Below are 26,652 nucleotides of genomic sequence, written 5' to 3'. Positions count from 1 at the left end.
GCGATACAGGGCGGCCCTGCTTCCGTGCGATTGCCGCGCTGCGCTCGCAATGATATGATTTTGGCATATCGTTCCACACAATACCCCCCACCCAGAAACCGTTTAATACTCGTTCCTAAATCCGAACATTTACCTTATTTTCGCCCTGATTTTGTGAAAAAGAGTAATCAAACCTTATTAAATAAAACTGCTGTGCCCATACTACAGGTTGGAGGAAAAACCCTTACGCTGGATGATTTTTACCAGGTAATTTTTAATAGTGCTACGATTGCTCCTGACGAACAGGCACTGCAAAAGGTAGAAGCCAGCTTTAATTTTCTTGGCAATTTTTCATCCAACAAGCTTATTTACGGCATTAACACCGGCTTTGGCCCAATGGCGCAATACAAGGTGAGCGATGAAAACCGTTTGCAATTACAGTATAATCTCATCCGCAGCCATGCTTCGGGCGGTGGCAGTTTGATGCAGCCCCAGTTGGTAAAAGCCCTGATGCTTGCCCGGCTTAACAGTTTTATGCAAGCCCATTCCGGTGTACACCCCGAACTGGTGAACCTGCTTGCCGAACTCATTAATAAAAACGTTACTCCCTGTATATTTGAACACGGCGGCGTAGGCGCAAGCGGCGACCTGGTACAATTAGCACACCTGGCATTAGTACTTATTGGCGAAGGCGAGGTGATTTACAACGAAAAAGTACAACCAACAGCTTCTGTTTTTGAACAGCTAAATATCAAACCTCTCCAAATCCATATCCGCGAAGGCCTGGCTATTATCAACGGCACTTCGGCTATGACGGGGATTGGTCTGCTGAACATCATCCGCGCAAAAAAATTGTTGGGCTGGTCGGTAATGCTTTCAGCAATGATCAACGAGGTTGTGGGCGCTTTTGATGATCATTACTCGCACGAGCTAAACAGGGTTAAACATCACAAAGGGCAAAATGCTATTGCCACGCAATTGAGGGAAATCCTGAAGGATAGCCAAATGACCCGTAGCCGCTCTGAGCACTTATATAATCCCGAAAATATCGATCAGGAGGTTTTTGAGGATAAAGTTCAGGAATACTACTCGCTTCGTTGTGTAACGCAAATTCTCGGTCCGGTGTATGATACCATTGCCCAGGCAGAGCATGTGGTTGTTGATGAGCTTAACTCGGTAAACGACAACCCGGTTATCGATCATGAAAGTCACAATATTTTCCACGGCGGTAATTTTCATGGTGATTATGTATCGCTGGAAATGGACAAACTCAAGATAGCTGTTACCCGGTTATCTATGTTATCCGAAAGGCAGCTCAATTATCTGCTGAATGATAAACTGAACCAGAAATTTCCCCCGTTTTTGAATTTGGGGGTGCTGGGTTTCAACTTCGGCATGCAGGGAATGCAATTTACCGCTACCTCAACCGTTGCCGAAAACCAAACCCTTTCGTACCCCATGTACGTACACAGTATCCCAAACAATAATGATAACCAGGATATTGTAAGCATGGGTTGTAATGCGGCATTGTTAACAAAAAAAGTGATCGATAACAGTTTCGAGGTACTGGCTATCCAGGCTATGACGCTGCCGCAGGCTGTCGATTACCTTGATTGCGCAAACAAGCTATCTACCCAAACCAACAAAGTTTATACCGGCTTGAGGGCTATATTCCCTACATTTATTGAGGACAAACCCAAATACCAGGATCTGCAGCAAGTAAAAGCTTATTTTGAAACGGCCGAAATATTTCCTGAATTTATTAAACCTTTTAACACCAAAAATATCATATGAAATGTGCATTAGTAACCGGCGGCTCAAGAGGAATTGGCAGGGCCATTTGCTACAAAATGGCCGCTATGGGTTATTATGTACTGGTTAACTATAAAGGCAACATCGACGAAGCCAACAATACCCTCGCCCAGATCAGGAAGAATGGCGGCGATGGCGAGCTGTTGCAATTTAATGTTGCCGATAAGAACGATATCCAACAAAAATTAGGCAGCTGGATAGAAACCAATACCGAAAAGTACATTGAAGTTTTAATAAACAACGCCGGCGTTAAAGACGATGGCCTGATGATGTGGATGACGGACCAGCAATGGGATGGGGTAATAAATACGAGCCTAAGTGGCTTCTTTTACGTTACGCGTTTAGTCCTTAACGGAATGCTGGTTAAAAAATACGGCCGGATTGTGAACGTGGTTTCGCTTTCAGGGTTAAAAGGCTTGCCGGGACAGGTGAATTATTCGGCAGCCAAAGCAGGTGTTATCGGTGCAACTAAGGCATTGGCGCAGGAGGTTGGTCGCAGGGGGATTACGGTAAATGCTGTAGCACCGGGGTTCATTGCTACCGATATGACTGCCGGGCTTGATGAAAAGGAACTGAAAGCGATGGTGCCATTAAAAAGATTTGGCACACCGGAGGAGGTTGCCCATGCGGTCGGATTTTTAGCATCGCCTGAGGCGGCTTACATTACGGCAGAGGTGCTTTCGATAAATGGTGGGCTTTATTCATAAAAAGAACAATATCGCCGCTCGGCTCCAGCCGGGTGGCAACTATCAAACGGCCTCTGGCCGCCGAAGCGAAAGAAGGCCAGAGGCCTGGAAATAATTACCACTCGGCTGGAGCCGAGCGATGGCAAATTTTATTTGCGGGTAACAAACACAAGAGTAATTAACTCTTAATATAAATTTAATTATAAGCTATTAAGATACAGGTATTTTAATAGCCGAAATTTGAAACATTAAACGAGCGCTATACATACAAAAACCAGATTAAGTTCTATTTTTTTGTATTTTTATCACATTTTGTTGACTATGTACTATCAGTTTTTGCTCAAATATGAATAGGGTTGTGATAACAGGGATGGGTATCTATTCGTGTATTGGGAAAAATCTTGATGAAGTTAAGGAATCCCTTTATACCGGCAGGTCGGGCATTGTATATGATGCTATCCGTAAAGATTTTGGCTACCGCTCAGGACTTACCGGCGCGGTTGAAAAGCCCAACCTTAAAGGTACGCTTGATCGCCGGGCGCGTATCATGTTGCCCGAGCAAGGCGAATATGCATATATAGCCACCACCGAAGCATTACAGCAGGCAGGTATCGATGCCGATTACATCGCCCAAACCGATGTAGGCATTTTATACGGTAACGACAGTACTGCCAAAGCTGTTATCGAAACCACAGATATCATCCGCGAGAAAAAAGACACCATGCTCATTGGTTCTGGTGCTGTTTTTCAAACCATGAACTCTACTGTTACCATGAACCTGGCTACCATATTCAAGCTGCGCGGTGTCAATTTTACCATCAGCGCGGCTTGCGCCAGTGGTTCGCATTCTATAGGTATGGGTTACCATCTTATCAAAAGCGGTATGCAGGACTGCATTATTTGCGGCGGCGCACAGGAACTCAGTCATTATTCAATGGGCAGTTTTGATGCGCTTTCGGCATTTTCTGTACACGAGGCCGACCCTGCTAAAGCCTCCCGCCCGTTCGATCGTGACCGCGACGGATTGGTTCCAAGCGGCGGAGCAGCTACTGTGATTTTGGAAAGCCTGGAATCGGCCCTAAAACGAGGCGCTACTATTTTTGGCGAGATTGTTGGTTATGGTTTTTCATCAAATGGGGGGCATATTTCAAACCCAACGGTTGAAGGGCCGGTACGCTCGTTGAATATGGCATTAAAAGATGCCGGCATACAGGCTTCTGAAATTGACTATATCAATGCTCATGCCACCTCTACCCCTGCCGGTGATGCCAGCGAGGCTAAAGCCATTGATGAGGTTTTTGGCGATTATAAGCCCCTGGTAAGTTCAACCAAATCCATGACCGGTCATGAGTGCTGGATGGCGGGTGCAAGTGAGATCGTTTATTCGATGCTGATGATGCAAAACTCGTTCGTGGCGCCTAACATTAACTTTGAAAACCCCGACGAGGATTCGGCGAAACTTAACATCGCTACCGAAACCGTCGATAAAAATATAGATACATTCCTGTCAAACTCGTTTGGGTTTGGCGGCACCAATTCGTCCCTGATTATTAAAAAATATATTTAAACTAAGCCATTATGCAAATTGAAGAGATCATAGAAAAAATCAACAGCTTCCTTGCCGAAGAATTTGAGGTTGATGCGGATAAAATGGTGCCCACAGCAAATCTGAAAGAAACCCTCGACCTTGACAGTCTTGATTATATCGACCTTGTTGTAGTAATTGAAAGCAACTTTGGGTTCAAAGTAAAACCCGAAGATTTTACGGGCATTGTTACCTTCCAGGATTTTTACGATTACGTACTATCGCGCATACAACCTAAGGAGCTTGCATAATGCCCGCCTGGCAGGGAAAATCAAAAGGCAATACCCTTGGCTATCGCATTTTTGTAAGCGTTTTAAAAACAGCCGGTGTAATGCCGGCCTATTTTATGCTGAGGTTTGTGGCGCTTTATTACTTCCTGTTTTCGTGGCAAACATCAAAAGGAACATATTACTATTTCCACAAGCGGCTCGGTTTCGGCAGGGTAAAATCAATATTGATGCTGTACAGAAATTACTATCTGTTTGGGCAAAGTATTATCGATAAGGTGGTGATTATGTCGGGGATTCCCAACAAATTCACTTTCAACTTTGACGGGATAGATAACTTGAGGGAGATTGCCGCCATGAACAAGGGCGGATTACTGCTTAGCTCGCACATTGGCAGCTGGGAAATAGCAGGCGAACTGCTTGATCATATAAACACCCGCATTAACATTGTAATGTTTGATGGCGAAGACAGGCAGATCAAGCAATACATGGATTCGGTAACCGGCGAGCGGAAAATAAACATCATTGTCATCAAAAACGACCTGTCGCACATATTTAAAATAAACGCGGCATTTCAGAACAATGAGCTGGTTTGCATGCATGCCGACAGGTATATCGAGGGCAATAAAACCATAACAAGGGAGTTTTTAGGTGAGGATGCGAAATTCCCGGCAGGGCCGTTTGTAATGGCCGAAAAATTTAAAGCGCCGGTAACGTTTGTTTACGCACTAAAAGAAAGCGCGTTGCATTACCACTTTTTCGCCAGTCCGGTAAAGGATTATTCGGATTGGGGCAGAGGCAAAGGCATGGAACAACTGGCAAATGATTTTATAACCAGCTTTGAAAACAAGGTAAAAACGTACCCTGAGCAGTGGTACAACTATTATAATTTTTGGCAATGATCTTACCAACACAGGATATTTTACCGTTGATACCACAGCGGTCGCCATTTGTAATGATTGACAAGCTGTTGTCATCAACTGATGACAACACGGTAACCTCGCTTCAGGTAAAGGCTGATAACGTTTTGGTAAGCGATGGCGAATTAAGCGAAGCCGGACTGACCGAAAACATAGCCCAAACCGCCGCCGCTGGTGCCGGATATGCCGCTCAGCAATTAGGCAAACCTGTACAGCCGGGCTTTATCGGTGCGGTAAAAAACCTGGAAGTATTTGCTTTACCAAAAGTTGGCGATACCATAGAAACCGAAGTAAAAATTGAAAACCAGGTTTTCGATGTTACCATCATCAAAGGAAAAATTACTTGCAAAGGCATAACGATAGCCCAATGCGAAATGAAAATATTTATTCAACCACAATAATATCAACCATGAAAAAAAACGCAATTAAACTGAGTTTACTGATACTTTTATTAACCGCGTTCTTAAAACCGGCATCTGCCCAAACCAAAGCAGAGGTATTCGATAAAAAAACCCCGATAACCTGGTTAGGTATGGATTTTTCACAAATGAAATTCATTGGTTCGGAAGAAGCTTACAGACGGGAGGTGATCAATGCCGAATTTGTTGGCAAATACATCCCCCTATGGGAAAATTTCTTTCTAAAAGAACCTAAAAAATATAACCCAGCCAGGGCGGTTCACCGCGATACCGTTCATTTTGCAATGAATGTTACCGAAAAAGTTAACAACGCGCTTACCAAAAACTTCTTTGATACTGATCCCGGTCATTTCAAAACGCTGACCGAAAAAGATATTGATGCATTGATTAAAAACTATGATTTTTTAGGTAATAAAGGCATCGGTATGTTGCTGATTGTTGAAGGCATGGATAAAGGGCGGGCGCAAGGGGGCGCCTGGGTAACTTTTGTTGATATGGATAAGAAAACGGTTTTATATACCGTTTTCCGCACCGGCAACAGCCGTGGATTTGGTTTCAGAAATTACTGGGCACACCCATGGCCGGTAATCCTGGACGATTTTGGCGCTGACTTCGATCTTTTCAAAAAATACTAAGCCCCTAAGGTTTTGCAGCAATCGCTAATAAATACTATTGAGATTGAAGTCAAATTCAGTGACGTGGATATGCTGGGCGTGGTTTGGCATGGCAACTATATTCGATATTTTGAAGATGGCCGCGAGGCGTTTGGCAAGCAATATGGCCTGGGTTATATGGATGTATATAACGCGGGCTACGTTGTGCCTATAGTTAACGTAAATTGTGATTATAAGCGCTTTTTGCGGTACGAGGATAAGGTGATCGTCGAAACCACCTACACCCCTACCGAGTCGGCAAAGATCAATTTTACTTACAGGTTACTCAACGCCCAAACCGGCGAACTTATCGTTAAAGGATCGACAACACAGGTTTTTGTTCGCCGTGATAATTTTGAACTGCAACTTACCAACCCGGATTTTTTTCTGGATTGGAAACAACAACAAGGTTTGATATAACAGAACGCCGTGATGAAGAAGGTTTACCTTGTTGCCGATAATGTTTACTCGCCGTTAGGGGCTACCACCACTCAAAACTTTGAGCACCTGGTTAACGGCGTTTCAGGCGTGAGGCAACACGACGACAAAGCCCTGTCTGACGATCTTTTTTTCGCATCGCTATTTGAAAAAGTATATTTTCAAACCGATGAATACTGCACCAAATTCGAGCACCTTCTCATCGCTTCGTTAACCGAAACCTTACATGGAGTCGATAAAAATATATCCGATAAAAAAACTGTTCTGATTATTTCCAGTACCAAAGGCAACATCAGTCTGCTGGAAACGGAACAAGCGGGCCCTGAACTGGATGAGCGCATTGCCCTGCATTCATCAGCAAAAAAAATAGCCCGACATTTTGGTTTTGTAAACGAGCCAATAATAGTTTCACATGCCTGTATTTCCGGACTTGTTGCTATGATCACCGGGATGCGATTGATCCAATCAGGGCAGTACGACCATGCGGTTATAGCCGGAGCAGATGTGATTTCAAAATTTGTGCTTTCGGGCTTCCAATCTTTTCAGGCCGTCAGTCAGGGATTATGCAAACCATTTGATGCAGATCGTGACGGTATCAATTTGGGCGAGGGCGCGGCTACGGTTATTCTATCGACAGACAAACCAACCGGAGAAGCTATTGAATTAGTTTCGGGTGCAATAAGCAATGATGCCAACCATATTTCAGGCCCTTCACGCACCGGCGAAGAATTATATTACGCCATCAATAAAGCGATGGATGCTGCCGGTTTAAAGCCTGAGGATATTGATTTTATATCTGCCCATGGTACAGCGACCGTTTATAACGACGAAATGGAAGCAAAAGCTGTAACGCTGGCCGGTTTGCAGCATGTTCCACTCAATAGCCTGAAAGGGTTTTACGGGCATACTTTGGGCGCTTCGGGATTGATAGAGGCCATCGTTTCTGCTCAATCATTAAAGCAAAATACCATCATTCCTACCAAAGGCTTTAGCAAACAGGGCGGTGCTAACCCAGTAAACGTTTGCAGCCAATTGATATCAACGCCACTTAACCGTTGCCTCAAAATAGCCTCTGGCTTTGGGGGATGTAATGCAGCCATAATTTTAACCAAATCACAACAGGATATTTCATAACATGAACACAGAACAGGTAGATGTATTGGTAATAGGTGCCGGTCCGGCGGGCACGGTGGCCGCTTCTATCGTACACCAGGCAGGCTTTAAGGTAAAAATTGTAGAGAAACAGCTTTTCCCGCGGTTTGTGATTGGCGAAAGCTTGCTGCCACGATGCATGGAAGCGCTAACCGAAGCCGGCTTTGTAGATGCCATAAGCGAAAAAGGCTTTCAGCAAAAAAATGGGGCTAAATTTGTGAAAGATGGCAAGATCTGCGATTATCAATTTGCCGACCAATTCACTCCCGGCTGGAACCGGACCTGGCAGGTACCCCGTGCCGATTTTGATAAAACCTTAGCCGATACTGTTGAGAAAATGGGCGTTCCTGTTCATTACGAAACTACCGTTACTAATATTGTTTTCAACGGCCAAAACTCGGTAACTACTTTGGAGGATAAAGATGGAAATCAAACAGAGATTTCGGCTCGTTTTATCATCGATGGCAGCGGTTATGGCAGGGTGATCCCCAAACTATTTAACCTCGACAGGCCATCGACCCAAGTTCCGCGTAAGGCGCTTTTTGTGCATACGGTGGATAAAAAACGCTCTATGGCCGATGAGCCAAACCGCATTACCATCGTAGTGCATCAGCCTGGCGTTTGGATCTGGATCATTCCTTTCGCCAACGGTATTACCTCCTTAGGTTTTGTGGGCAATCCTGAGTTTTTTAAGCAACATGAAGGCTCCGACGAAGAGATTTTGCGTGGATTGATAGCGTCGCAACCATATTTCAGCGAGCGTTTTGAGGATGTGGAATTTACTTTCGCACCGAGAGTTTTGGAATCATGGTCGGCCACTACAGATAAGTTTTATGGTAATGGCTTTGTACTTACCGGTAACGTAACAGAGTTCCTTGATCCGATATTTTCATCGGGCGTAACGCTGGCTACGGTATCGAGCCAAACAGCAGCCAAACTGGTGATCCGCAAGCTTAACGGCGAAACTGTGGATTGGGATAAAGAATACATGCAGCACATGATGCAGGGTGTAAATACCTTCCGCTCCTACGTTACCGCATGGTATGAGGGCGTGCTCGACACGATATTTTTTGCCAATAACCAGGACCCGCTTGTTAAAAGTCAGATCTGCTCGGTATTGGCCGGTTATGTTTGGGACCTCGATAATCCGTATGTTAAAAATCACGAAACAGCTTTGCATAAACTGGCACGTACTATTACCCTAAGAGATTTAGTAGCAGCCGATAAAAGCTAAAGGCAGGATCATTTAACCATGTACGAATTGAAAAACAATAAATGAAAATTTTTCACACTAATTTTTACGTATTAATCGAATTACACGAATTGAATCAATTTAAGATTCGTGTAATTCGATTAATTGTGGAGCGCTTGCAAAGCATTTGTGTAGAAATTTTTCAGTATGAGATTAGTAAAACTATAAATTGAAGAACCAATATTACATATCAGCTCACTGCAGTATCAGCGATAACATTGTTCGTTATAATAACGAAGTCGTATTTGCGGGTACAGAGAATGATATTCCCGGTTTTTTTCTGTCGGTTTACCAGCATCTTGGGGTAAAATACCCTAAGTTTTATAAGATGGATAACCTGGCAAAACTGGGTTGGCTTACTGCTGAAGTTTTGCTGAAAGATTTCGACAAGGCGAAATATCAGCCGACTGACATCGGCGTGGTGTTAACCAACGCAAACTCCAGTCTTGATGCTGATAAGCGGTATTATGATTCGATGCAGGAGATAGCAAGCCCTGCATTATTTGTTTATACGCTACCCAACATTGTTATCGGCGAGATCTGCATCCGTCATCATTTTAAAGGCGAAAACGCTTTTTTATATTTTTGACCGGTTTAATGCAGATTTCATAGCAAGTTACGTTTACAACTTGCTCGATATCAGGCAATTGAATGTTTGTATTTGCGGATGGGTGGAGCTGCTTGGCGATGAATATAAAGCAGTTTTGTTTTTGATAGAAAAGGACGGTGTAATGCCCTTCAAAACAGAAAATATTAATAAAATTTACAACCCCACCCAAACCCTCTCCGAAAAGGAGGGCTTTTAAAAATGTGTTTTTTTAAGTCTCCCCTACCGGGGGAGATTTAGAGGGGGTAATTATAAAACTTACAATATGGATAAATTAATGGCCGATCTGAAAGAGCAGATCATTGAGCAGTTGAACTTACAGGATGTGAAGCCGGAAGATATCGGTGATGACCAGCCGCTTTTTGGTGATGGCCTTGGTCTGGATTCGATAGACGCGCTGGAACTGATTGTGCTGCTACAGCAAAAATATAAAGTAAAGCTTTCCAACGCAGAGGACGGCCCGAAGATCTTCCGCTCAGTACGCACCATTGCCGAATTTATTGAAAGCACCAGGATTCCGAACGCCTAAACAATGGAGCAACCTGTTTTTATAGCCGGCGTTGGGGTAATTTCGGCCATAGGTAATACTGTGGCCCAAAACCTGCTGTCGCTTGAACAGGAAAAAACAGGCATTGCCCCTATCCAATACCTGGATACTGAACACCGGGATGAGTTTCCGGTTGGTGAGGTTAAACTAAGCAATAATGAGCTTGCCGAAATGTCGAGGTTCAAACCGGGCATCAGTCGCACGGCTATGCTGAGTTCAATTGCCGCTAAAGAAGCTTTAGCTGACACCGGAATTATCAATCTTGCAGGTTTAAGAACAGGTTTTATCTCCGCCAACACCGTCGGCGGCATGGATAAAACCGAAGATTTTTTCAGGGACTTTTTAGACGATAACACCAAAGGCAGATTACGCAATGTCATTAATCACGAGTGCGGGGCCATTACCAATTTAGTTGCCGATCAGCTGGGTATAAGGCATTATGTAAGCACTATTAGCACGGCTTGTTCTTCATCGGCTAATGCCATTATATACGGCGCAAGGCTTATTAAAAACAACATACTGGATGTGGTTATTGCCGGCGGTACCGATGCACTTACCCGCTTTACCCTCAACGGTTTTAACACCCTCATGATATTGGATAAACAGCCCTGCCAGCCTTTTGATGCCGACCGCCGTGGCCTTAATCTTGGTGAGGGTGCAGGGTATGTGGTGCTGGTATCTGCGCGAATAGCATCATCGCTTAAAAAAGAGATGTATTGCACCTTCAGCAGCTATCATAACGCCAATGATGCCTATCATCAAACGGCTTCATCGCCCGAAGGAACTGGATCATTATTGGCCATGGAAGGCGCGCTTAAAAAAAGTGGCTTACAGCCTGCCGATATCGGTTATATTAACCTGCATGGTACAGGCACACAAAATAATGATAGTTCAGAAGGCACAGCCATCAGCAAGCTATTTGCAGGACATTCTCCAAAAATGAGCTCTACTAAAGCATTCACGGGGCACACGCTCGGAGCAAGCGGCGGCATTGAAGCCGTGTTTTCAGCATTGGCGGTGCGGCGCGGTTTGATATACCCTAATCTGAGGTTTGAAACGCAAATGGACGGCTTTCCTTTTACACCGGAGACCCATTTTTCAACGCAGCCGGACGTCAAACACGTATTATCTAACTCTTTTGGGTTTGGCGGAAATTGTTCATCATTAATATTTTCAAAACTATAGGCGATGTACATCAGGGCAGCAAGCAATATATCGCCACAAAATACCTTCGGTAATCAGCAGTTCCTTTCAGAACTGGCAGGATATACCGGCGACGGGCTCACCTGTATTGAACCGGATTATAAAGCCCTGATCGATCCAAAAATCATCCGCCGCATGAGCCGAATCATTAAAATGGGTGTTGCTGCCGGGATGGATTGCCTGCAACAAGCCGGAGTCAACGCGCCGGATGCTATCATCACCGGAACGGCTTACGGCTGCCTGGAAGATACCAATACCTTCCTTACTAAAATGGCGCAGCAAAACGAGGAAGCGCTATCCCCTACCGCGTTTATCCAATCCACCCATAATACCATCAGCGCGCAGATAGCCTTACTGCTGCAATGTCATCAATACAACAACACCTTTGTAAATGGCGGCGCTTCGTTTGAAAACGCCCTGCTTGATGCTATGATGCTTTTGTATGAGGGCGAAGCGGCCAATGTACTGGTTGGCGGTATCGATGAAATCACCACTAATAGTCATGCTATTTTAAAGCGCATGGGCTTATATCGCCGGGAACAGGTATCAAACTTTGATCTGCTTAATACTCCCGGCAAGGGGACAATGGCTGGCGAAGGATCCGCGTTTTTCATGTTGAGCAGGGAAGCCTCGGATAATGACTGGGCTAAAATTGATGGCGTATCCAGCTTTTATAAACCGCGCAACACCGCCGAAATAAAACAACAGATCAGCATTTTTTTGCAAAGCCAAAACGCCAATATCCATGAGATTGACCTGGTAATAACCGGTAATAACGGTGATTTAAAAAATGATGCCGTTTATGAGCAATTGCTAAAATATGATTTTGCTAATGCGCCTGTTATCAATTACAAAGCCCTCTGCGGCGAATATCCAACCTCATCGGCATTTGCAACGTGGCTGGCGGCGCATGAAATCAAAGCTGGGGGCTGTTCATTTGTACCTGAAAGCGACCAAACTTCGTTAAAAAAGGTATTGATCTATAATCATTACCAAAATATCCACCACTCGTTAATCCTGCTTTCGGCATGTTAAATTTCAGGAATACCAATATCCTTTTTGCCGGGCTGCTGGGGTTGATAATCTGGCAGGATATTACAGAAGGGGTATCCTGGTGGAGTTATCCAGTGTTGATCTTTATTTACTCGCTGATATTATTTTACGGGTGCTATTACATCGGCTCTAACTTTTTTATGCGGGTGATGTGCTCACTCAAAACCAACAAAAAGATCATCGCTATAACTTTCGATGACGGACCTGACGCTATCGCCACGCCACAGATTTTGGAGATCTTAAAACAACAAAACATCCCGGCAGCATTCTTTTGTATTGGCAGTAGAATCTCGGAGAATGAAACCATCATAAAACGGATCCACGAAGAGGGCCACATCATCGGCAACCACAGTTTCTCGCATTATTTTTGGTTCGATCTGTTTTCTTCAGCCAAAATGCTGGATGATATACTTCAAGCGAACCAGCAGGTAAGACACGTGATTAATTTAAGTCCGCTGTTGTTCAGGCCTCCTTACGGGGTGATCAACCCCAACGTCAAAAAAGCCATTTTAAAAAGCAGGATGGAGCCCATAGGCTGGAGCGTGCGCTCGATGGACACGGTGATCAACAATCCTCAAAAACTATTAAATAAGATAACGCGCCGCTTAAACCCCGGCGCTATTTTCCTGTTTCATGATACAGGAGTCGCAACAATTTCAGTATTGCCTCGGTTTATTGAACAAACCAAAGCACAGGGATACGAAATAGTACGACTGGATAAAATGCTAAATTTGCAGGCTTATGCGTAGATTGATTGAAAATAAAATATTAAAAGCTGAAGCAGGGGCTGTGCGATTCCCTCCCTCGGGAGGGTTTAGGGAGGGGTTTCATCAGCGTTTAACCCCTACCTCCTCCTTCACCAAGGAAGGAATCGCGCGGGCCGCCACACTTTTATCATGTACTAAGTCTCTGTTGATTCTTTTGATAATCACCTGCGCGGCCATCTCTGCCCAAGCCCAGCACGCAGGTTATACCCAACTATCTGATCTTACCAAATTCAAACAGCAGTTTGCCGAAGTTGCTGCAAAAACAAACAGCATTAAAAGCGATTTTACCCAGGATAAAAATCTGAGCATGCTTTCAGAAAAGATCACCTCTAAAGGCAAATTCTGGTACCGCAAGCCCAATATGCTGCGGATGGAGTATACCCAGCCATTCAGCTATCTCATGATCCTGAACAAGGACAATGTGTACATTAAAGATGGACAAAAAGAAAACAAGGTATCCACCCGCTCCAACAAAGTATTTAAGCAGATCAACAAAATCGTTGTCGATTGTATACAGGGAACGGCACTCAATAGCGGCGATTTTAAATCGGCGGTATACGAAAACAAGGGCACCTATTTAGTTTCTCTATCCCCTGTCAATAAACAACTGAGTGACTTTTTCAAAACCATCGAGATCACTGTTGATAAAAAAGATTATTCGGTAAACACCATCGAAATGCTGGAAGGTACGGGCGATAGCACTACCCTGCATTTCACCAATAAAGAGATCAATGCCAATATCCCGGATGCGTTTTTTGCTATTAAGTAGCTGCCTGCTAATGCTGGCTGGCTGCTCATCGGTTTACAAAAACCTGAAGCCGACCGAAGGCAATGTACGCGAGATCAAAAAATTCGCGCCCGATTTTACCAATGTGCTTTATAAAACCGGGGTAGATGTAATTGGCGGGCATCATTTAAGCGGCCTGTTGCTGATTAAAACCCTTCCCGATAAAAGCGTGCGTATGGTGTTCAGTAATGAAATGGGGTTTAAATTTTTCGATTTTGAGTTTAAGCCCGATGGCGGCTTCAAGGTGTATTACATCATTAAGCAAATGGATAAGCGCCCGGTGATCATCACCCTGCAAAAAGATTTTGAGCTGGTGATGATGCGTAAGCAAAACTCCGAAACAGGTTATATGCGCAAAGATGATAACTATCTGTATTATGTTTTCCCACAGGAAAAAGGCGCCAACTATTACATCACCAATAAAACCGGAACAGAGCTGATCCGCATGGAACGCTCATCCGACAGGAAACCCGTGGTGCAGGCCATTGTGCATGGCTTTTACAATGGCATTCCTGATACCATTGGCATCAGCCATAAAAACTTTAAATTTAATATCGGTCTTAAACGTTTGGAAAGATAGATGCTCAACAATACTTTTTTCAGTTTTACCACTCCCGAAACTAATGGCGATTTGCTCAAAACAACCATCAGCCTTAACCCTGCGCATGATATTTTTAAAGGGCATTTCCCAGGCAATCCCATTGTGCCGGGTGTGTGCATGATGCAGATGGTCAAAGAGATTCTGGAAAATCAGCTCGGCAAAAAGTTAAGACTTGTTAAGGCTGATAGTATCAAGTTTCTGTCGTTCATCAACCCTAATGAATACCCCCAGGTTGGGTTGGAGATAAAGATGAGTACCGTTGATGAGCAGGTTAAGGCAGATGCGCAACTGGTAAATGAGGGGATTGTGTTTTTGAAGTTTAAGGGGACGTTTAAATAAAAAATGTCATTGCAAGGAGCTGCCGGGGACGAGCGTTGGACGCGACGTGGCAATCTCGTAGCTATGCATAAATACATTGCAGGTTCGCTCTGCTTTCGACGAGATTGCCACGCTTCGCCCGCAATGACATAGTTTTATATTAACAGGCGAATATCAATTCTCAGCAACCGCCTTTGCACTTTTCCCTAACCTAATGGCTGCCAATAAATAGTAAAAAGCACCAAAGGCCGAATACCCTGCCAAATTTGCAATCCCCATATTAGGCGAGTGCGCCATTGCTATAAATGACACACCGGCAAGCATAGATTGCCCCCCACTTAATATCATTGGCCATTGGCCGCCAAACTCTTTACGTCTTTTTAAGCCCAATACCAATTGGATTAATCCTGTTAACAAAGCCCATCCGCCAAATACAATTAACGCGGCAGGCACTCCTTTGGTTATAGCAAAACCTACCGACAGGGTTGTAACGATGCTAATAGCAACGTTTACATATTGCGGTGTTACCGATGTTCCGTTGCCTTGATTAGCACGGATATCAAGGAATGTACCTACAACATCCCATAACGGATAGATCACAAGCAGTATGGTTGCTGCGGTAAATGAAGTTTTAGCCAATAACGATACCAATATTACCCAGGTAACTGAAAATGCTACCCTTGTAAAATAAAGCTTACGCAACTCGCGGGCTGTATTAGCCGCGGCTGAAGTTTCTATGATCAATGTTTTATTTGCTGACATGACTTTAAATTTTTATTTCGTTTTGTTTGATGAAGCAAAGTTGGGCACAAAACGAGACCGCAATTTTCACTTAGGTGAAAATTGGGAGGGGCAATTGTCAGCAGAGTTTCGTTTTTAAGGCTTTTGCTGTGATAGTCGCTTCTTGATGCGGGTAAGAGATGGGTTTTTAATGCCCAAATAAGATGAAATATGATATGCGGGAATGCGGCTTACGATATTGGGATGCTGCGTTATCATTTTCAAATAACGCTCTTCGGCTGTATTAAATAAAAACTCTTCGGTACGGGCTTGCGATTGGTTAAAGAATAATTCGGCAACCAGGCGACCGAAGCGTTGCCAGCCGGTTGGCGTGGAGTAAAGATATTGAAGATCATTATAGTTGATGGAGATGATCTCGGCATCCTCCATCGCCTGGATATAATATGCGCAAGGGTATTGATTGATAAAACTGCGGAATGATACCAGGAACTGCCTTTCCGAAAAAAAGTAGATGTTCTTTTCTTCCTGCGTTTCGGGGTGTACGTAGTAGATCCGGAATAGACCTTTGTTAATAAGCGCAAGATCGGTACATACAATGTTCTGCATGTTAAAAAAATCGCCTTTCTCAATTTTACGGGTGCGCCAATACGGCAAGCTAACCGCCACATCGTTTTCAGACATACCGGCAAAATTGCCAAGAAGTTCGTTTAATACCTGTTGCTTATCGGCCATAACTAACAAAGTGCAATAAGGTTAAATATCGGCACAAAAAATCATACTAATTTTCACCTGGGTTAAAAACAACTGATTTTATTTTCTTATTTTACAATCAAACTAAATTGAATAAAAAACAATCATTAAATCAATCAACACAATGAAGCATATAAATACATCTCCCCATGTTAGTGAGTTTGATAGAGATCACCCTGTTCCTGACGGTTATTATATTGGCCGTTTCAGGTCCCCGGAAAAGAAAAAAGAAAGACAATAACATCAACCCGGATGCCCTTCTGCGTTCCGAATACCACATTACCGAAAACGGGGGATTAGAACACGTAAAAAGCGAAATCTAATACCAAACCTACCTTCAGAAACATAATGAAAATAAAATAGAACCGTCGCTAAACAATTAGCGGCGGTTTTTTATTTAATTTACGGAATTATAAACCTCATCCCCGTCCCGGCTTGAAACATATCTGCAGCTTTTTATTTTTTAGTTTAATTTATAGCAGCCTGTTTGCACAGATAAAAGTTAGCGGTAAAATTGTCGACAATTCTAAAGTTCCTGTGGCCTTTGCTGTGGTTAACCTGCAACAGCAAAATTCAGAGCAAACAAGGGTAGTGCAAACCGATTCCATCGGGCTATTTAGTTTTACTGACGTTGATAAAGGCACCTATCATTTAACTATCACCTTCACCGGCTATCAAAAAACCAAACTTAAATTAAACTTGCAACAAGATACCTCGGTATCTATTACCCTCGCTGATAATACCACACAGTTGAACGAAGTAACCGTAACAGCAGGCAAAGCCTCTGTTGAAAACAAGGGCGATAAGCTGGTTTACAATGTATCCACCAGTGCCACATCGGCAGGAGCTGATGTACTTACGGTTATTGGTCGCGTGCCGGGTATAAAAGTTGGTGATAATGACCTGAGCATTGTTGGCAAAGGCAGCGTTAAAGTTATGGTGAACGAAAGATTGGTTCAACTGGCTGGAACCGACCTGCTCCGTTACCTGCGCTCATTATCTGCAAGCCAGGTAGGCAGTATTGAGGTAATTAAAAATCCGGGAGCTGCTTATGATGCTGAGGGCAACGCCGGATTGATCAACATCACGCTCAAACATAGCAAAAAACATGGCTATACCGGCAGCGTACAAATTAATGATGAGCAATGGATGCATAGCCCGGCCTCGGTTTATGGTACCAGCAATTACTGGTGGTTAAATGCCAGCGGCGATATTAACTACAATTCGGCCAAACTCTCCGCATATGCCAGTGTTAATGTTGACCATGACCACGAACTGGAGGGCTTTGAAACCGATATTTACTATCCTAAGCAAACCTGGCTGCAAACAGATACCGGCAACTATCGTTATCACAATTTAAACTTCATTGCCGGGGCCGATTATAGGTTTAGTTCAAAAGTAACTGCCGGGGTAAATTACCAGGGAGGTAAGAATACCTATGACGGATCCGACCATGTGAATAACCCCATCATTAACAACACTACCGGTGCTATCGATTCAACATTAAGAACCTATGCCACCTATCACCCGGTGGCTATCAGTAATGCGGTTAACCTGCATAGCACCATCAGCCTGGATACATCAGGTGCTAAATTGGTACTTAATGCCGACTATTTTAACTATTACCGCACCGACAGATCGGACTTTGAGAGCAACACTTACCTCGCTGACGGATCATTGAATGCAGCCAGTCGTAATCGCTACCATGATACCAATAAGCAGGACATCAACATTTATACATTCAAGGCCGATGCGCTTTTGCCAACCAAATATGCCCGCTTTGCTTTTGGCGGCAAACTGAGCTTTATCAATAATTACAGCAACGCTTTTTATTATAAAAAGGCAACCAACGATTCGCTAAAGTATGACCCGAACTTAAGCAATGAATTTACCTATACCGAAAATACCCAATCTGTTTACGGCAGCATAAACCGCGAGGATGGTAAATGGAAGTACCAGGCCGGCTTGCGGGCAGAGCACACCGAAACCAAAGGCTACTCGCACACGCTTAACCAAACTACCATTAATAATTACACAAGGTTGTTTCCATCAGCAACGGTGAGTTACCAGGCAGCTGTTAATCACAGCCTATCACTAAACTTTGGCAGGCGGGTTAACCGGCCAACTTTCTGGAACCTTAACCCATTCAAGAGCTTGTTTACAGCTTATAGCTATGGCGAAGGCAACCCCTATCTTCAACCAGAATATAATACCAATTTTGAGCTTTCGCACACCTATAAAAACAGGCTTACTTCGGCTATATTTTTAAACGTTACCAACAATGGTTTTAACAACGTAACCATTGCCCGGCCAGATACTAATTTGATTTATACCACGCCCCTTAATTTTATTAAAACTTACCGGGTAGGTATTTCCGAAAATTATTCGATGCAATTGCTTAGCTGGCTTGATAATAATAACCAGTTCACTTTTTATCATACCGATGCAAAATCTGCATTGGCTGCAGTAAATGGGATCAATGGCTTCGGGGCGTATATTGCGACCAACAACAACATCTATTTTAATGCCGATAAATCATTTTCAGGTGCAGTTAATTTTTGGTACCAGTTCCCGGAGGTAGATCATATAGGCAGAAGTGATGCTTACTACAAACTCGACCTTGGCCTTAAAGCATCCGTTTTTAAAAAGAAGGTCGATGTTTCATTTGTAATGAACGATGTTTTCAGGAGCAGCGCATCGGCAGTTACTACAATTGTTAACGGGGTAAGACAAAAATACACCAACTTCCAGATTAACAGGTATGCTCTTGTTGGCATCAGTTACCGCTTTGGCAATAGCCAAAACAAGGCAGCAAAGCAGGATACCGGCAACCAGGAAGAGAAAGGCCGGGTCCATTAAAAGCAAAAAGGGACTTTTACGGCCCCTTTCAAACAATTACAAAACAAAAACAAGGTTACATTTTACCTGTGCTGTCTTTCCCCATTTTGCTTTTACCCATTTTACTTTTTGACATTTTATCATGGCTCATTTTGTCCTTGCTCATTTTATCAGTACTCATTCTACCTGAAGCCATTTTATCGTGGCTCATTTTGTCTTTGCTCATCTTGTCCTTTTTCATTTTACCGGTGTCGCTTAGCATAACGGTATTATGCGCAGGATTTAATGTTTTAGCTTGTACATTCGCTGTAATGCCGGCAATAGCAAGGGTGGCGATAAGGGTGCCCGAAATAATTGATGTGATTTTCATGTTTGATTTTTTAGTTGGTATTTGCCGCTTAGTCGGGTTGATAAATGAAACCTTACAAAATATTTTCATTTATTTAGAAAGCCATCCGATAGGCTATCAATCAAAAAAATTCGTGAAATTCGTGCACACTCAATTCGACCACATTAAAGCTACTTTATGGAGATCAGCCAGGCACAGCAACTTGTAGATAACTGGATAAAAACAACCGGCATCAGGTATTTTAACGAACTTACCAATACCGCTATTTTAATGGAAGAGGTTGGCGAAGTAGCCCGGATCATGGCGAGGCAATACGGCGAGCAATCATTCAAAAAATCAGATACGGAAGTTAATCTGGCCGATGAAATGGCCGATGTACTTTTTGTACTTATTTGCCTGGCCAATCAAACCGGCATCGACCTAACCGACGCCCTGGAAAAGAACATGGAAAAGAAAAGCATCCGAGATGCCGAACGGCATAAAAACAATGAAAAATTGAAATAAATAAAATTTAATTTCACATTAAACACAAATACAAAATTAAATTCTTTAAATATTAAATTAAACACAATTTAATAAGGCAAAAATCGTTTAATCTAAAACAATTAAACAGCCTTATTATGAAAACCTATTTTTTCCTGTCGATAAGCTTTTTGCTTGTAACGACCTCATGCGAACGTCAAAAAGAACAAAAAGCAACAATTGCCGATGTAACGTTAATCCCGCCTGCTCCCGAAGAAAAAGTTGAGAGTATGGCTTTTAAAGCGCCGGTTGTTGTCGAAGACGACCATGGTTCCCGCAAGACAACAATTACCGACACCGCCAAAAAGATCATCAAGGAAGGAGATATCCGTTTTGAAACCGGTAATCCTAAGGCAGCTAGGCAAAACATTGTTTCATCGCTCAAAAAGTTAGGCGGTTACCTTGCCGAAGAAAATGAGACCAACAACGGCGAAACCAATCAAAAGGAATACAGTCTCAAGATCAGGGTTCCCTCTAAAAACTTTGATGCTTTTTTAAATAGCTTAACTTCCAGTGCAGATCATATCGACTCCAAAAACATTCACATCAGGGATGTGACAACACAATTCATCGACGTTAAGGCACAAATCAACAATAACAAGCAGTTAGAGCAGCGTTATTTGCAGTTGGCTGCTAAAGCTATCAAAATGACCGACCTGCTGGCTATTGAAGATAAGCTTGCCGCTATCCGTACCGAAATTGACTCGGCACAAGGGCAGTTGAACTATTTAAGCAGCCAGGTGAGTTACAGCTCGCTGGATATCAGCTTTTACACCAGGCAGGCCAACCTGGTTAACAACGGCAATGGTTTTGGCTATAAGTTTAAAAACTCACTGAGCACCGGCTGGGATACCATGCAAAACATGTTCTTTTCAATAGTATCCCTGTGGCCTTTAATATTTGTTGCGTTAATTATTTACCTGTTAATCATCCGCTGGAAAAAACGAAGGAGAGCAACTGTGTTAACAGAGGCATAAAAAATATCGTTAAAGTTAACTTAATGTTTAAATTATAAAAAGGCTAATGCAAAAAGGTATTAGTTGATGAAGATTTAATTAAAAGGGTAGAAACTTTACTAAATTATTTAATAAATGCTTGATAAGTAGAAATTTAACCCCTAATTTTAAGCACCTAATTAATTGATTATGATCCGTGTACGGTCTAAAGTTGTACTGTTGGTTGCCCCCCATGTAGTTGGCCTTGAGGTATTGCCTAATAACAAGGTTTTTAAACATATTTCAGCCATTCCGGCTATTTTTCCATCCATACACGATATCAAACCCAACCTGCTCATACTTGATTACGACTATCTTGTTCAGGACATCGAAAAGATCCTTCGCCGTTTAAGCGCAAACATTGCATACAAAAACATCAGGATTTGCTGCTATAAAAATAAATGGCACTCCAAGGTTGATCCTTTCCTGAAAACATTAGGCGTTGACCATATTTTTTATGCTGAAGATATGCAGGACGAAGTCACCAGGAAAAGCGCATTTGACGCCATTGGCAACGTTATAATGGACGGGACGTTTTTTAATTTATTAAAGCCGGTACATTGATCGCCCGTTTCTCTTAGATATCATTGCAAGCGCAGCATGGTAATGACATGTTTTTATTCTTATATCATGGCTCTTGCCATCCGATTTTTAATGTCCTGCCTCTTGATCTCTTGTTTCCTGATCCTTGATCTTTTGTCTCTCCCTTAAACAACCACATCTCCCTCAAAAACCCTTTCAGCAGGGCCTTCTAAAAAAATGTCTGTAAAAGTTTTGCCATCATAATCAAAACGGATATTGAGGTTGCCCCCCAATACTCTTATAGGTGTGGTAATATGCCCGGTTTGCTGTTTGTGCTGCGCCATGGCCAGCGCAACGGCAGTTACGCCCGTTCCGCAGGCAAAGGTCTCATCCTCTACCCCACGCTCAAATGTGCGTACAAAGTAGCCCTCTTTCATTGGTTCAACAAAATTTACATTAATGCCATTTTTGCGATAAGTGGCATTATTGCGGATAGCGTGGCCTTCCTGGTAAACATTGCGTTGTTCAAGCCCGTCAACCAGCTTTACGTAATGTGGCGAGCCGGTGTTGAGCACATAAGCATCGGCATCGGTATTAACTTCGTTTACATCAATCATTTGCAGGCTTACCCAATCGCCTTCGTCTGAAATTTTGGCATAATGGGGGCCGTCTACTGCCAAAAATTCGGTTTCCGATTCAATAACGCCTAAAAATTTGGCAAAGGCCACAATACAGCGCCCGCCGTTGCCGCACATGCTGCTCGGCTGGCCGTCGGCATTGTAATAAATCATCTCAAAATCGTATCCGTCTTTGTTTTGCAATAGCATCAAACCATCACCCCCGATTCCGAAACGACGATCGCACAGTCCCGAAATCAGCTTAGGGTTATGATGATCAACGCTGTTATCGCGGTTATCAATCAAAATAAAATCATTGCCTGCGCCCTGGTATTTATAAAAATGTATCTTCACAATTATCCTGTTAATATCAGTCCCTTTAGTCTTCAACAAAACCCGTGCTAACAATTAAAATAGCCGGTGTTTATCTATTTAACAAATTTTAACAAAAAACGGGATAACTAATCATTGATTATCTCGTCTATATGGTATTAAATTTGATCTGTAAAATAAGTAAACTTAATAATAAGAAAGGCAAATAATAAATGAAAAAGATTGGTTTAACACTATTAACCGCTTTTGTTGGAGGTGCGATGGCCTTAGGAGTATATAAGGTTATCGAAAACAAATACTCCGACAACCTGAGCTTTGAAGACAAGCAAAAGGTATATTTTACGAGCAACCCGTCCACCCCGGTTTCATCAACCGGTGACCTTGATTTTACCCAGGCAGCGGCTGCAGCAACCCCGGCGGTGGTTTACATCCGCACAACCTATACTAACAAAGGCAGCGGCGGACAGGACCAGCTGGAGCAAATGTTTGGTGATATGTTTGGTCAGCGGGTTCGTCCGCAAGGCCCACAGATGGCATCAGGCTCTGGTGTTATCATTTCGCCCGATGGCTACATTGTAACCAACAACCACGTGGTTGAAAAGGCCGATAAAATTACCGTTGCTACCAATGATCACCGTACTTTCAGCGCCAAAGTTATCGGCACCGACCCAAGTACAGATCTTGCCCTCATTAAAGTTAGCGCTAACAACCTGCCAATTGTAAAATTAGGTAACAGCGACGACGCTAAAGTTGGCGAATGGGTTTTAGCTGTAGGCAACCCTTTTAACTTAACATCAACCGTTACAGCCGGTATCATCAGCGCCAAAGGCCGTAACATTGGTATTATTGGCAGCGAAAACAATGATGACGATAACCCGTTTGGCCGTACCCGCAACCAGTCGACTCCTAAGCTGAACAAAGCTATAGAGTCGTTCATCCAAACCGATGCGGCTATTAACCCTGGCAATAGCGGCGGTGCCCTGGTGAACACCCGTGGCGAACTGATTGGTATTAACGCCGCTATCGCTTCGCACACCGGTTCATACGAAGGCTACGGCTTTGCCATCCCGGTTAACCTGGCTAAAAAAGTACTGAACGATATCAAGAAATTCGGTACAGTAAAACGCGGTTTTGTGGGTGTAACCTTCACCGAACTTAACCCGGACGTAGCCCAAAAACTCGACGTAACAACCACCAACGGTTTATACGTGAACGACCTTGTACCGGGCGGCGGTGCCGAGCAGGCAGGCTTACGCAAAGGTGACATCATTGTTAAGGTTGAAGGTCAGCCGGTTTATGAATCATCTGATCTGCAGGAACGTGTAGGCCGTTTACAGCCCGGCGATAAGATCAATATTACTGTGCTGCGCGATGGTAAGGACAAAGATTTCGCGGTAACGCTTAAAGGAGATGCCGTAGCACCATCAAACCGCATCGCGGCGTCTAAATCGGCCGAAGAGCTGTTTAACAAACTGGGTGCAAGCTTCCACGCTTTAACCCCTGCCGAAAAAAACAGGCTGCATGTTAACGCAGGTGTATTGGTTACCCAGGTACGTGAAGGCGGTTTATTCGACGCTGCCGAAATACCCGAAGGCGTTGTGATCACCAGCATTAACAAGCTGCCGATCAGCAGTATCGAAGATATTGACAAGGCAATTGTAAAACCGATACAAGGCAACATTATCATTGCCGGTATCTACCCTGACGGTTCGCACTTTAGCAGCGCGTTCCCGGCTCAATAATTTTTAAAAGTGATTTTTGCATGTGAAAGCCCTGGTCTTTTTAGATCGGGGTTTTTCTTTTGGGGGTTATATTGGACTTTAGTAGTTTTATAACTTACATCGTCGCCCTCTTGGCCGGGCGGAGGCCAGTCACTTTTTCCTTGATGAAAAAGTAACCAAAAAATCAAGACAAAAAAATGCTTCCCTGCGCAAGGCCATACTCCCAGGCCCGCTTTTTTGTCGAGCCAGCGCACTTTTGTTTTGGAGATTATAATAACTTTTTCCCCTTATTAAACCCAACGTCTTCATCTTATTTCTTGACTCTTACCGCCTTGCTTCTTTCCCCTTACTGTCTTGCTTCTTTCCCCTTACTGTCTTACTTCTACCCCTTCCCATCGGCGATTGAGCGGGCCAATGTTGGTCAAATACAACTGAGGCCTGTTACCAGCCAACACACCTTAAAACAAATTAACCCCAAAACTCCATCCAACCCACCCGCTCCAGTTCCTTTTATCACGGATAAAAGAATGGTGCAGGTCCCGCACATAAGCATAACCATCAACGGGCGTACGCTGATCTGAATAAAGAAAATTTAACGAAGGCCCTGCGAAAATTGAAAACTTCCGGCTTACTTTATAAGTAAAATCAAGGTTGAACTTGTTAAGCTGATTGGTTTTTAACCAGGTGCCCTGGTACAGGTAACTTGAACCAATTTCGGTGTTGATAGCCAGGTGCTGCCCCAGTCCAAACTCCCGCCCGAAACCCAAACCAAATGAATATAATTTACTGTTGTCATCAACCCGCATACCACCCTGCCAAATGGTGTACAGTTTGCCGTTGCCATTTTTAAAGGCGAGGTTGATATTTTGAGTTTCGTTAGTGGAGATAGCGAGCTTATGGTAACCGCTGTTGATAATATTCAACAGCCCGATACTAAATCCCGAAGAAGTATCGGCTATGTTTACCAGCGCCAGTTGAACACCGGTGAGATGTTTGGCATAGTTAAACAATCCCGCCACCTGCAAGCCGCCAAACTTTTGCTGTGCTATATTACCAATCCCACCCAGTTGTAACGCGTCGGAATTTTTGCCTGCAATATTGCCTATCGCCCCTAACTGAATGCCCCTGACTGATCCGCGGGTATGGTTGTAAAGGGCTGACAGCTGCAAACCATTCATGTTTTGTTTTACGCTGTTATGGAGCAGGGCCAGCTGAATGCCCCGCACGTTACCCAGCACGTTATTGTACAAGCCGCCAAGCTGAATGCCATTTACTGAGCCGCCCACCACATTAAAGATCCCAGCTATTTGTACCGCGCCAACGTCGCCTTTATCTAAATTGAAAATAATGCCCATTTCAAAGCCATCAACCCCGGCATTATAGCCGCCTACGGCGTTGAGAGAAACCACATTTACTACCTGTCCGCTGAAGCTGCCGTGAGTGCTTACGCCCGGTATGGCCGAAGCCTGGAAAGGGGCCTGTGCAATTAACCCGCCGAGGTTGGCCGCCTGGATCTGTTGCTTGGTGGAGAGGAACAACCTGCCCAGCGAAGTATTTTCGACACCCGAATAATCGTCACTAAGGATATACCCCAGCAGGCTGCGTTTTTTCTTCAGGGTGGTGTCGGTGCTTCTTACGTTAACATCTGCTAAAAAAGTAACCGTAGTATCCTTATAAAACTCTTTGCTTATTGTTATGGTGATCGGCTGGCCTTCGTTGCGGACGGTCATATCAAAATGGCCCTCCTTGTCGGTCAATACCGATTGCAATTGTTCGTGCGAGTATACACTGGCATTGGGCAGGTTATGACCGGTTCGCTCGTCGGTTACGGTACCGCTGATGTTGTAATTGTCGCCCTCGGTAGCCGCCTTGTCGGTAACTATGGTGAGTTGGAGGGGTGCATATCTCAGGATAATAAAATTCTTCGATTCGCGGTACTCAAAGCGGTAGCGGAGCATGTGGTCAAGCACTTCTTTAATTGTCCAGTTATCAGCATTAATGGTAACCAGGCTATCGGTTTTTACAATGTTGCTGTTGTACGAAAAGTAGAAGTTGCCTTTTTGTTCGATGGTTTTAAGCACCGTGCCCAGTCGCATTTCGGTTACATGGACGGATATGTTTTTGGAAAGGATGGAATCGGCATGAGCGGTTAAGGCTGTAAGGAGCAGCAGGCAGATGGTATAGTTTAGGTAACGATGTAGTTTATACAACATAAAAAATCTAACGTGTATATTAAGTTATGTCATTGCGAGTGAAGC

General features: G+C 43.7%; 30 protein-coding genes. 25 read left to right on the top strand and 5 right to left on the bottom strand.

Annotation, left to right across the window (positions count from 1 at the left end; translation table 11 throughout):
• Positions 1-192: 192 nt before the first annotated feature.
• The 19 genes from hutH (at position 193) to ABID99_RS26880 (ending at position 15,027) form a co-directional block, all read left to right on the top strand.
• Entirely contained in the window at positions 193-1,773 is a 1,581-nt protein-coding gene (gene hutH / locus ABID99_RS26970; RefSeq protein WP_373615690.1) for a histidine ammonia-lyase, read from the top strand.
• The gene (fabG, locus tag ABID99_RS26965) at positions 1,770-2,498 is read left to right on the top strand and encodes a 3-oxoacyl-ACP reductase FabG (protein ID WP_176626484.1); all 729 of its coding nucleotides are present in this window, start codon (positions 1,770-1,772) and stop codon (positions 2,496-2,498) included. The genes hutH and fabG overlap by 4 nt, the downstream gene beginning before the upstream one ends.
• 325 nt (positions 2,499-2,823) lie before the next feature.
• Positions 2,824-4,044: a beta-ketoacyl synthase gene (locus ABID99_RS26960; RefSeq protein ID WP_188834145.1), complete on the top strand. Its 1,221-nt coding sequence runs from the start codon at positions 2,824-2,826 to the stop codon at positions 4,042-4,044.
• An 11-nt stretch (positions 4,045-4,055) separates the two neighbouring features.
• On the top strand, positions 4,056-4,313 hold the full coding sequence (locus ABID99_RS26955) for an acyl carrier protein (protein WP_373615689.1): 258 nt from the start codon (positions 4,056-4,058) through the stop codon (positions 4,311-4,313).
• A complete protein-coding gene (locus ABID99_RS26950; RefSeq protein ID WP_373615688.1) occupies positions 4,313-5,191 on the top strand; it encodes a hypothetical protein in 879 nt (292 codons plus the stop codon). Before ABID99_RS26955 ends, ABID99_RS26950 begins: the two co-directional genes overlap by 1 nt.
• Positions 5,188-5,610, top strand: coding sequence for a 3-hydroxyacyl-ACP dehydratase (locus ABID99_RS26945; RefSeq protein WP_090533573.1), 423 nt, complete (start codon positions 5,188-5,190; stop codon positions 5,608-5,610). The genes ABID99_RS26950 and ABID99_RS26945 overlap by 4 nt, the downstream gene beginning before the upstream one ends.
• A gap of 8 nt (positions 5,611-5,618) precedes the next feature.
• Positions 5,619-6,263: a hypothetical protein gene (locus tag ABID99_RS26940; RefSeq protein WP_090533571.1), complete on the top strand. Its 645-nt coding sequence runs from the start codon at positions 5,619-5,621 to the stop codon at positions 6,261-6,263.
• A 12-nt stretch (positions 6,264-6,275) separates the two neighbouring features.
• Entirely contained in the window at positions 6,276-6,701 is a 426-nt protein-coding gene (locus ABID99_RS26935) for a thioesterase family protein (protein ID WP_217633217.1), read from the top strand.
• Between the two features lie 12 nt (positions 6,702-6,713).
• Entirely contained in the window at positions 6,714-7,853 is a 1,140-nt protein-coding gene (locus ABID99_RS26930; RefSeq protein WP_373615686.1) for a beta-ketoacyl synthase N-terminal-like domain-containing protein, read from the top strand.
• A 1-nt stretch (position 7,854) separates the two neighbouring features.
• Positions 7,855-9,105 (top strand): NAD(P)/FAD-dependent oxidoreductase, encoded by a 1,251-nt coding sequence (locus ABID99_RS26925; RefSeq protein WP_090533564.1) that lies wholly within the window; start codon positions 7,855-7,857, stop codon positions 9,103-9,105.
• Between the two features lie 187 nt (positions 9,106-9,292).
• A complete protein-coding gene (locus tag ABID99_RS26920) occupies positions 9,293-9,712 on the top strand; it encodes a hypothetical protein (RefSeq protein ID WP_373615684.1) in 420 nt (139 codons plus the stop codon).
• 40 nt (positions 9,713-9,752) lie between these two features.
• Positions 9,753-9,929 (top strand): hypothetical protein, encoded by a 177-nt coding sequence (locus tag ABID99_RS26915; RefSeq protein ID WP_373615683.1) that lies wholly within the window; start codon positions 9,753-9,755, stop codon positions 9,927-9,929.
• Positions 9,930-9,995: 66 nt separating this feature from the next.
• Entirely contained in the window at positions 9,996-10,259 is a 264-nt protein-coding gene (locus ABID99_RS26910; RefSeq protein ID WP_090533560.1) for a phosphopantetheine-binding protein, read from the top strand.
• Positions 10,260-10,262: 3 nt separating this feature from the next.
• Positions 10,263-11,462 carry a beta-ketoacyl synthase gene (locus ABID99_RS26905; protein ID WP_373615682.1) on the top strand — a complete coding sequence of 400 codons (1,200 nt, stop codon included), beginning with the start codon at positions 10,263-10,265 and terminating at the stop codon, positions 11,460-11,462.
• A 3-nt stretch (positions 11,463-11,465) separates the two neighbouring features.
• Complete coding sequence (locus ABID99_RS26900; RefSeq protein WP_373615681.1) at positions 11,466-12,515, top strand: beta-ketoacyl synthase chain length factor; 1,050 nt, start codon at positions 11,466-11,468, stop codon at positions 12,513-12,515.
• Positions 12,509-13,282 carry a polysaccharide deacetylase family protein gene (locus ABID99_RS26895; protein WP_373615680.1) on the top strand — a complete coding sequence of 258 codons (774 nt, stop codon included), beginning with the start codon at positions 12,509-12,511 and terminating at the stop codon, positions 13,280-13,282. Before ABID99_RS26900 ends, ABID99_RS26895 begins: the two co-directional genes overlap by 7 nt.
• A gap of 172 nt (positions 13,283-13,454) precedes the next feature.
• Positions 13,455-14,069: an outer membrane lipoprotein carrier protein LolA gene (locus ABID99_RS26890; protein ID WP_217633216.1), complete on the top strand. Its 615-nt coding sequence runs from the start codon at positions 13,455-13,457 to the stop codon at positions 14,067-14,069.
• A complete protein-coding gene (locus ABID99_RS26885; RefSeq protein WP_373615679.1) occupies positions 14,047-14,667 on the top strand; it encodes a hypothetical protein in 621 nt (206 codons plus the stop codon). Before ABID99_RS26890 ends, ABID99_RS26885 begins: the two co-directional genes overlap by 23 nt.
• The gene (locus ABID99_RS26880) at positions 14,668-15,027 is read left to right on the top strand and encodes a hypothetical protein (RefSeq protein WP_373615678.1); all 360 of its coding nucleotides are present in this window, start codon (positions 14,668-14,670) and stop codon (positions 15,025-15,027) included.
• A gap of 153 nt (positions 15,028-15,180) precedes the next feature.
• Here the strand turns inward: ABID99_RS26880 and ABID99_RS26875 are convergent, their stop codons facing one another.
• Together ABID99_RS26875 and ABID99_RS26870 are read right to left on the bottom strand one after the other, a co-directional pair.
• Complete coding sequence (locus tag ABID99_RS26875; protein ID WP_373615677.1) at positions 15,181-15,768, bottom strand: DUF308 domain-containing protein; 588 nt, start codon at positions 15,766-15,768, stop codon at positions 15,181-15,183.
• 114 nt (positions 15,769-15,882) lie between these two features.
• On the bottom strand, positions 15,883-16,479 hold the full coding sequence (locus tag ABID99_RS26870) for a Crp/Fnr family transcriptional regulator (RefSeq protein WP_090533545.1): 597 nt from the start codon (positions 16,477-16,479) through the stop codon (positions 15,883-15,885).
• Between the two features lie 167 nt (positions 16,480-16,646).
• On the opposite strand from ABID99_RS26870, the gene ABID99_RS26865 reads away from it, so the two are divergent.
• Together ABID99_RS26865 and ABID99_RS26860 are read left to right on the top strand one after the other, a co-directional pair.
• Entirely contained in the window at positions 16,647-16,820 is a 174-nt protein-coding gene (locus ABID99_RS26865; protein WP_175490098.1) for a hypothetical protein, read from the top strand.
• Positions 16,821-16,932: 112 nt separating this feature from the next.
• Positions 16,933-19,356 carry a TonB-dependent receptor domain-containing protein gene (locus tag ABID99_RS26860; RefSeq protein WP_373615676.1) on the top strand — a complete coding sequence of 808 codons (2,424 nt, stop codon included), beginning with the start codon at positions 16,933-16,935 and terminating at the stop codon, positions 19,354-19,356.
• 55 nt (positions 19,357-19,411) lie between these two features.
• On the opposite strand, the gene ABID99_RS26855 is transcribed toward ABID99_RS26860, so the two are convergent.
• Positions 19,412-19,705 carry a hypothetical protein gene (locus ABID99_RS26855; protein WP_373615675.1) on the bottom strand — a complete coding sequence of 98 codons (294 nt, stop codon included), beginning with the start codon at positions 19,703-19,705 and terminating at the stop codon, positions 19,412-19,414.
• A gap of 156 nt (positions 19,706-19,861) precedes the next feature.
• Between ABID99_RS26855 and ABID99_RS26850 the strand changes: the two genes are divergently transcribed.
• The 3 genes from ABID99_RS26850 to ABID99_RS26840 all read left to right on the top strand — a co-directional run bounded on the left by ABID99_RS26850 (position 19,862) and on the right by ABID99_RS26840 (position 21,765).
• Positions 19,862-20,188 carry a nucleotide pyrophosphohydrolase gene (locus ABID99_RS26850; RefSeq protein ID WP_176626457.1) on the top strand — a complete coding sequence of 109 codons (327 nt, stop codon included), beginning with the start codon at positions 19,862-19,864 and terminating at the stop codon, positions 20,186-20,188.
• Positions 20,189-20,304: 116 nt separating this feature from the next.
• Complete coding sequence (locus ABID99_RS26845; protein ID WP_373615674.1) at positions 20,305-21,183, top strand: DUF4349 domain-containing protein; 879 nt, start codon at positions 20,305-20,307, stop codon at positions 21,181-21,183.
• 168 nt (positions 21,184-21,351) lie between these two features.
• Positions 21,352-21,765 (top strand): hypothetical protein, encoded by a 414-nt coding sequence (locus tag ABID99_RS26840; protein WP_176626453.1) that lies wholly within the window; start codon positions 21,352-21,354, stop codon positions 21,763-21,765.
• A gap of 143 nt (positions 21,766-21,908) precedes the next feature.
• Here ABID99_RS26840 and dapF read toward each other — a convergent pair whose 3' ends face one another.
• A complete protein-coding gene (gene dapF / locus ABID99_RS26835) occupies positions 21,909-22,694 on the bottom strand; it encodes a diaminopimelate epimerase (RefSeq protein ID WP_188834156.1) in 786 nt (261 codons plus the stop codon).
• Positions 22,695-22,885: 191 nt separating this feature from the next.
• On the opposite strand from dapF, the gene ABID99_RS26830 reads away from it, so the two are divergent.
• A complete protein-coding gene (locus ABID99_RS26830; RefSeq protein WP_188834157.1) occupies positions 22,886-24,415 on the top strand; it encodes a Do family serine endopeptidase in 1,530 nt (509 codons plus the stop codon).
• A gap of 437 nt (positions 24,416-24,852) precedes the next feature.
• Here ABID99_RS26830 and ABID99_RS26825 read toward each other — a convergent pair whose 3' ends face one another.
• Positions 24,853-26,607: a carboxypeptidase-like regulatory domain-containing protein gene (locus ABID99_RS26825; RefSeq protein ID WP_373615673.1), complete on the bottom strand. Its 1,755-nt coding sequence runs from the start codon at positions 26,605-26,607 to the stop codon at positions 24,853-24,855.
• Between the last annotated feature and the right edge of the window lie 45 nt (positions 26,608-26,652).

Source organism: Mucilaginibacter sp. OAE612 (assembly GCF_041806395.1).
Taxonomy (GTDB): domain Bacteria; phylum Bacteroidota; class Bacteroidia; order Sphingobacteriales; family Sphingobacteriaceae; genus Mucilaginibacter; species Mucilaginibacter rubeus.
This window is presented reverse-complemented; position numbering and strand designations above follow the sequence as displayed.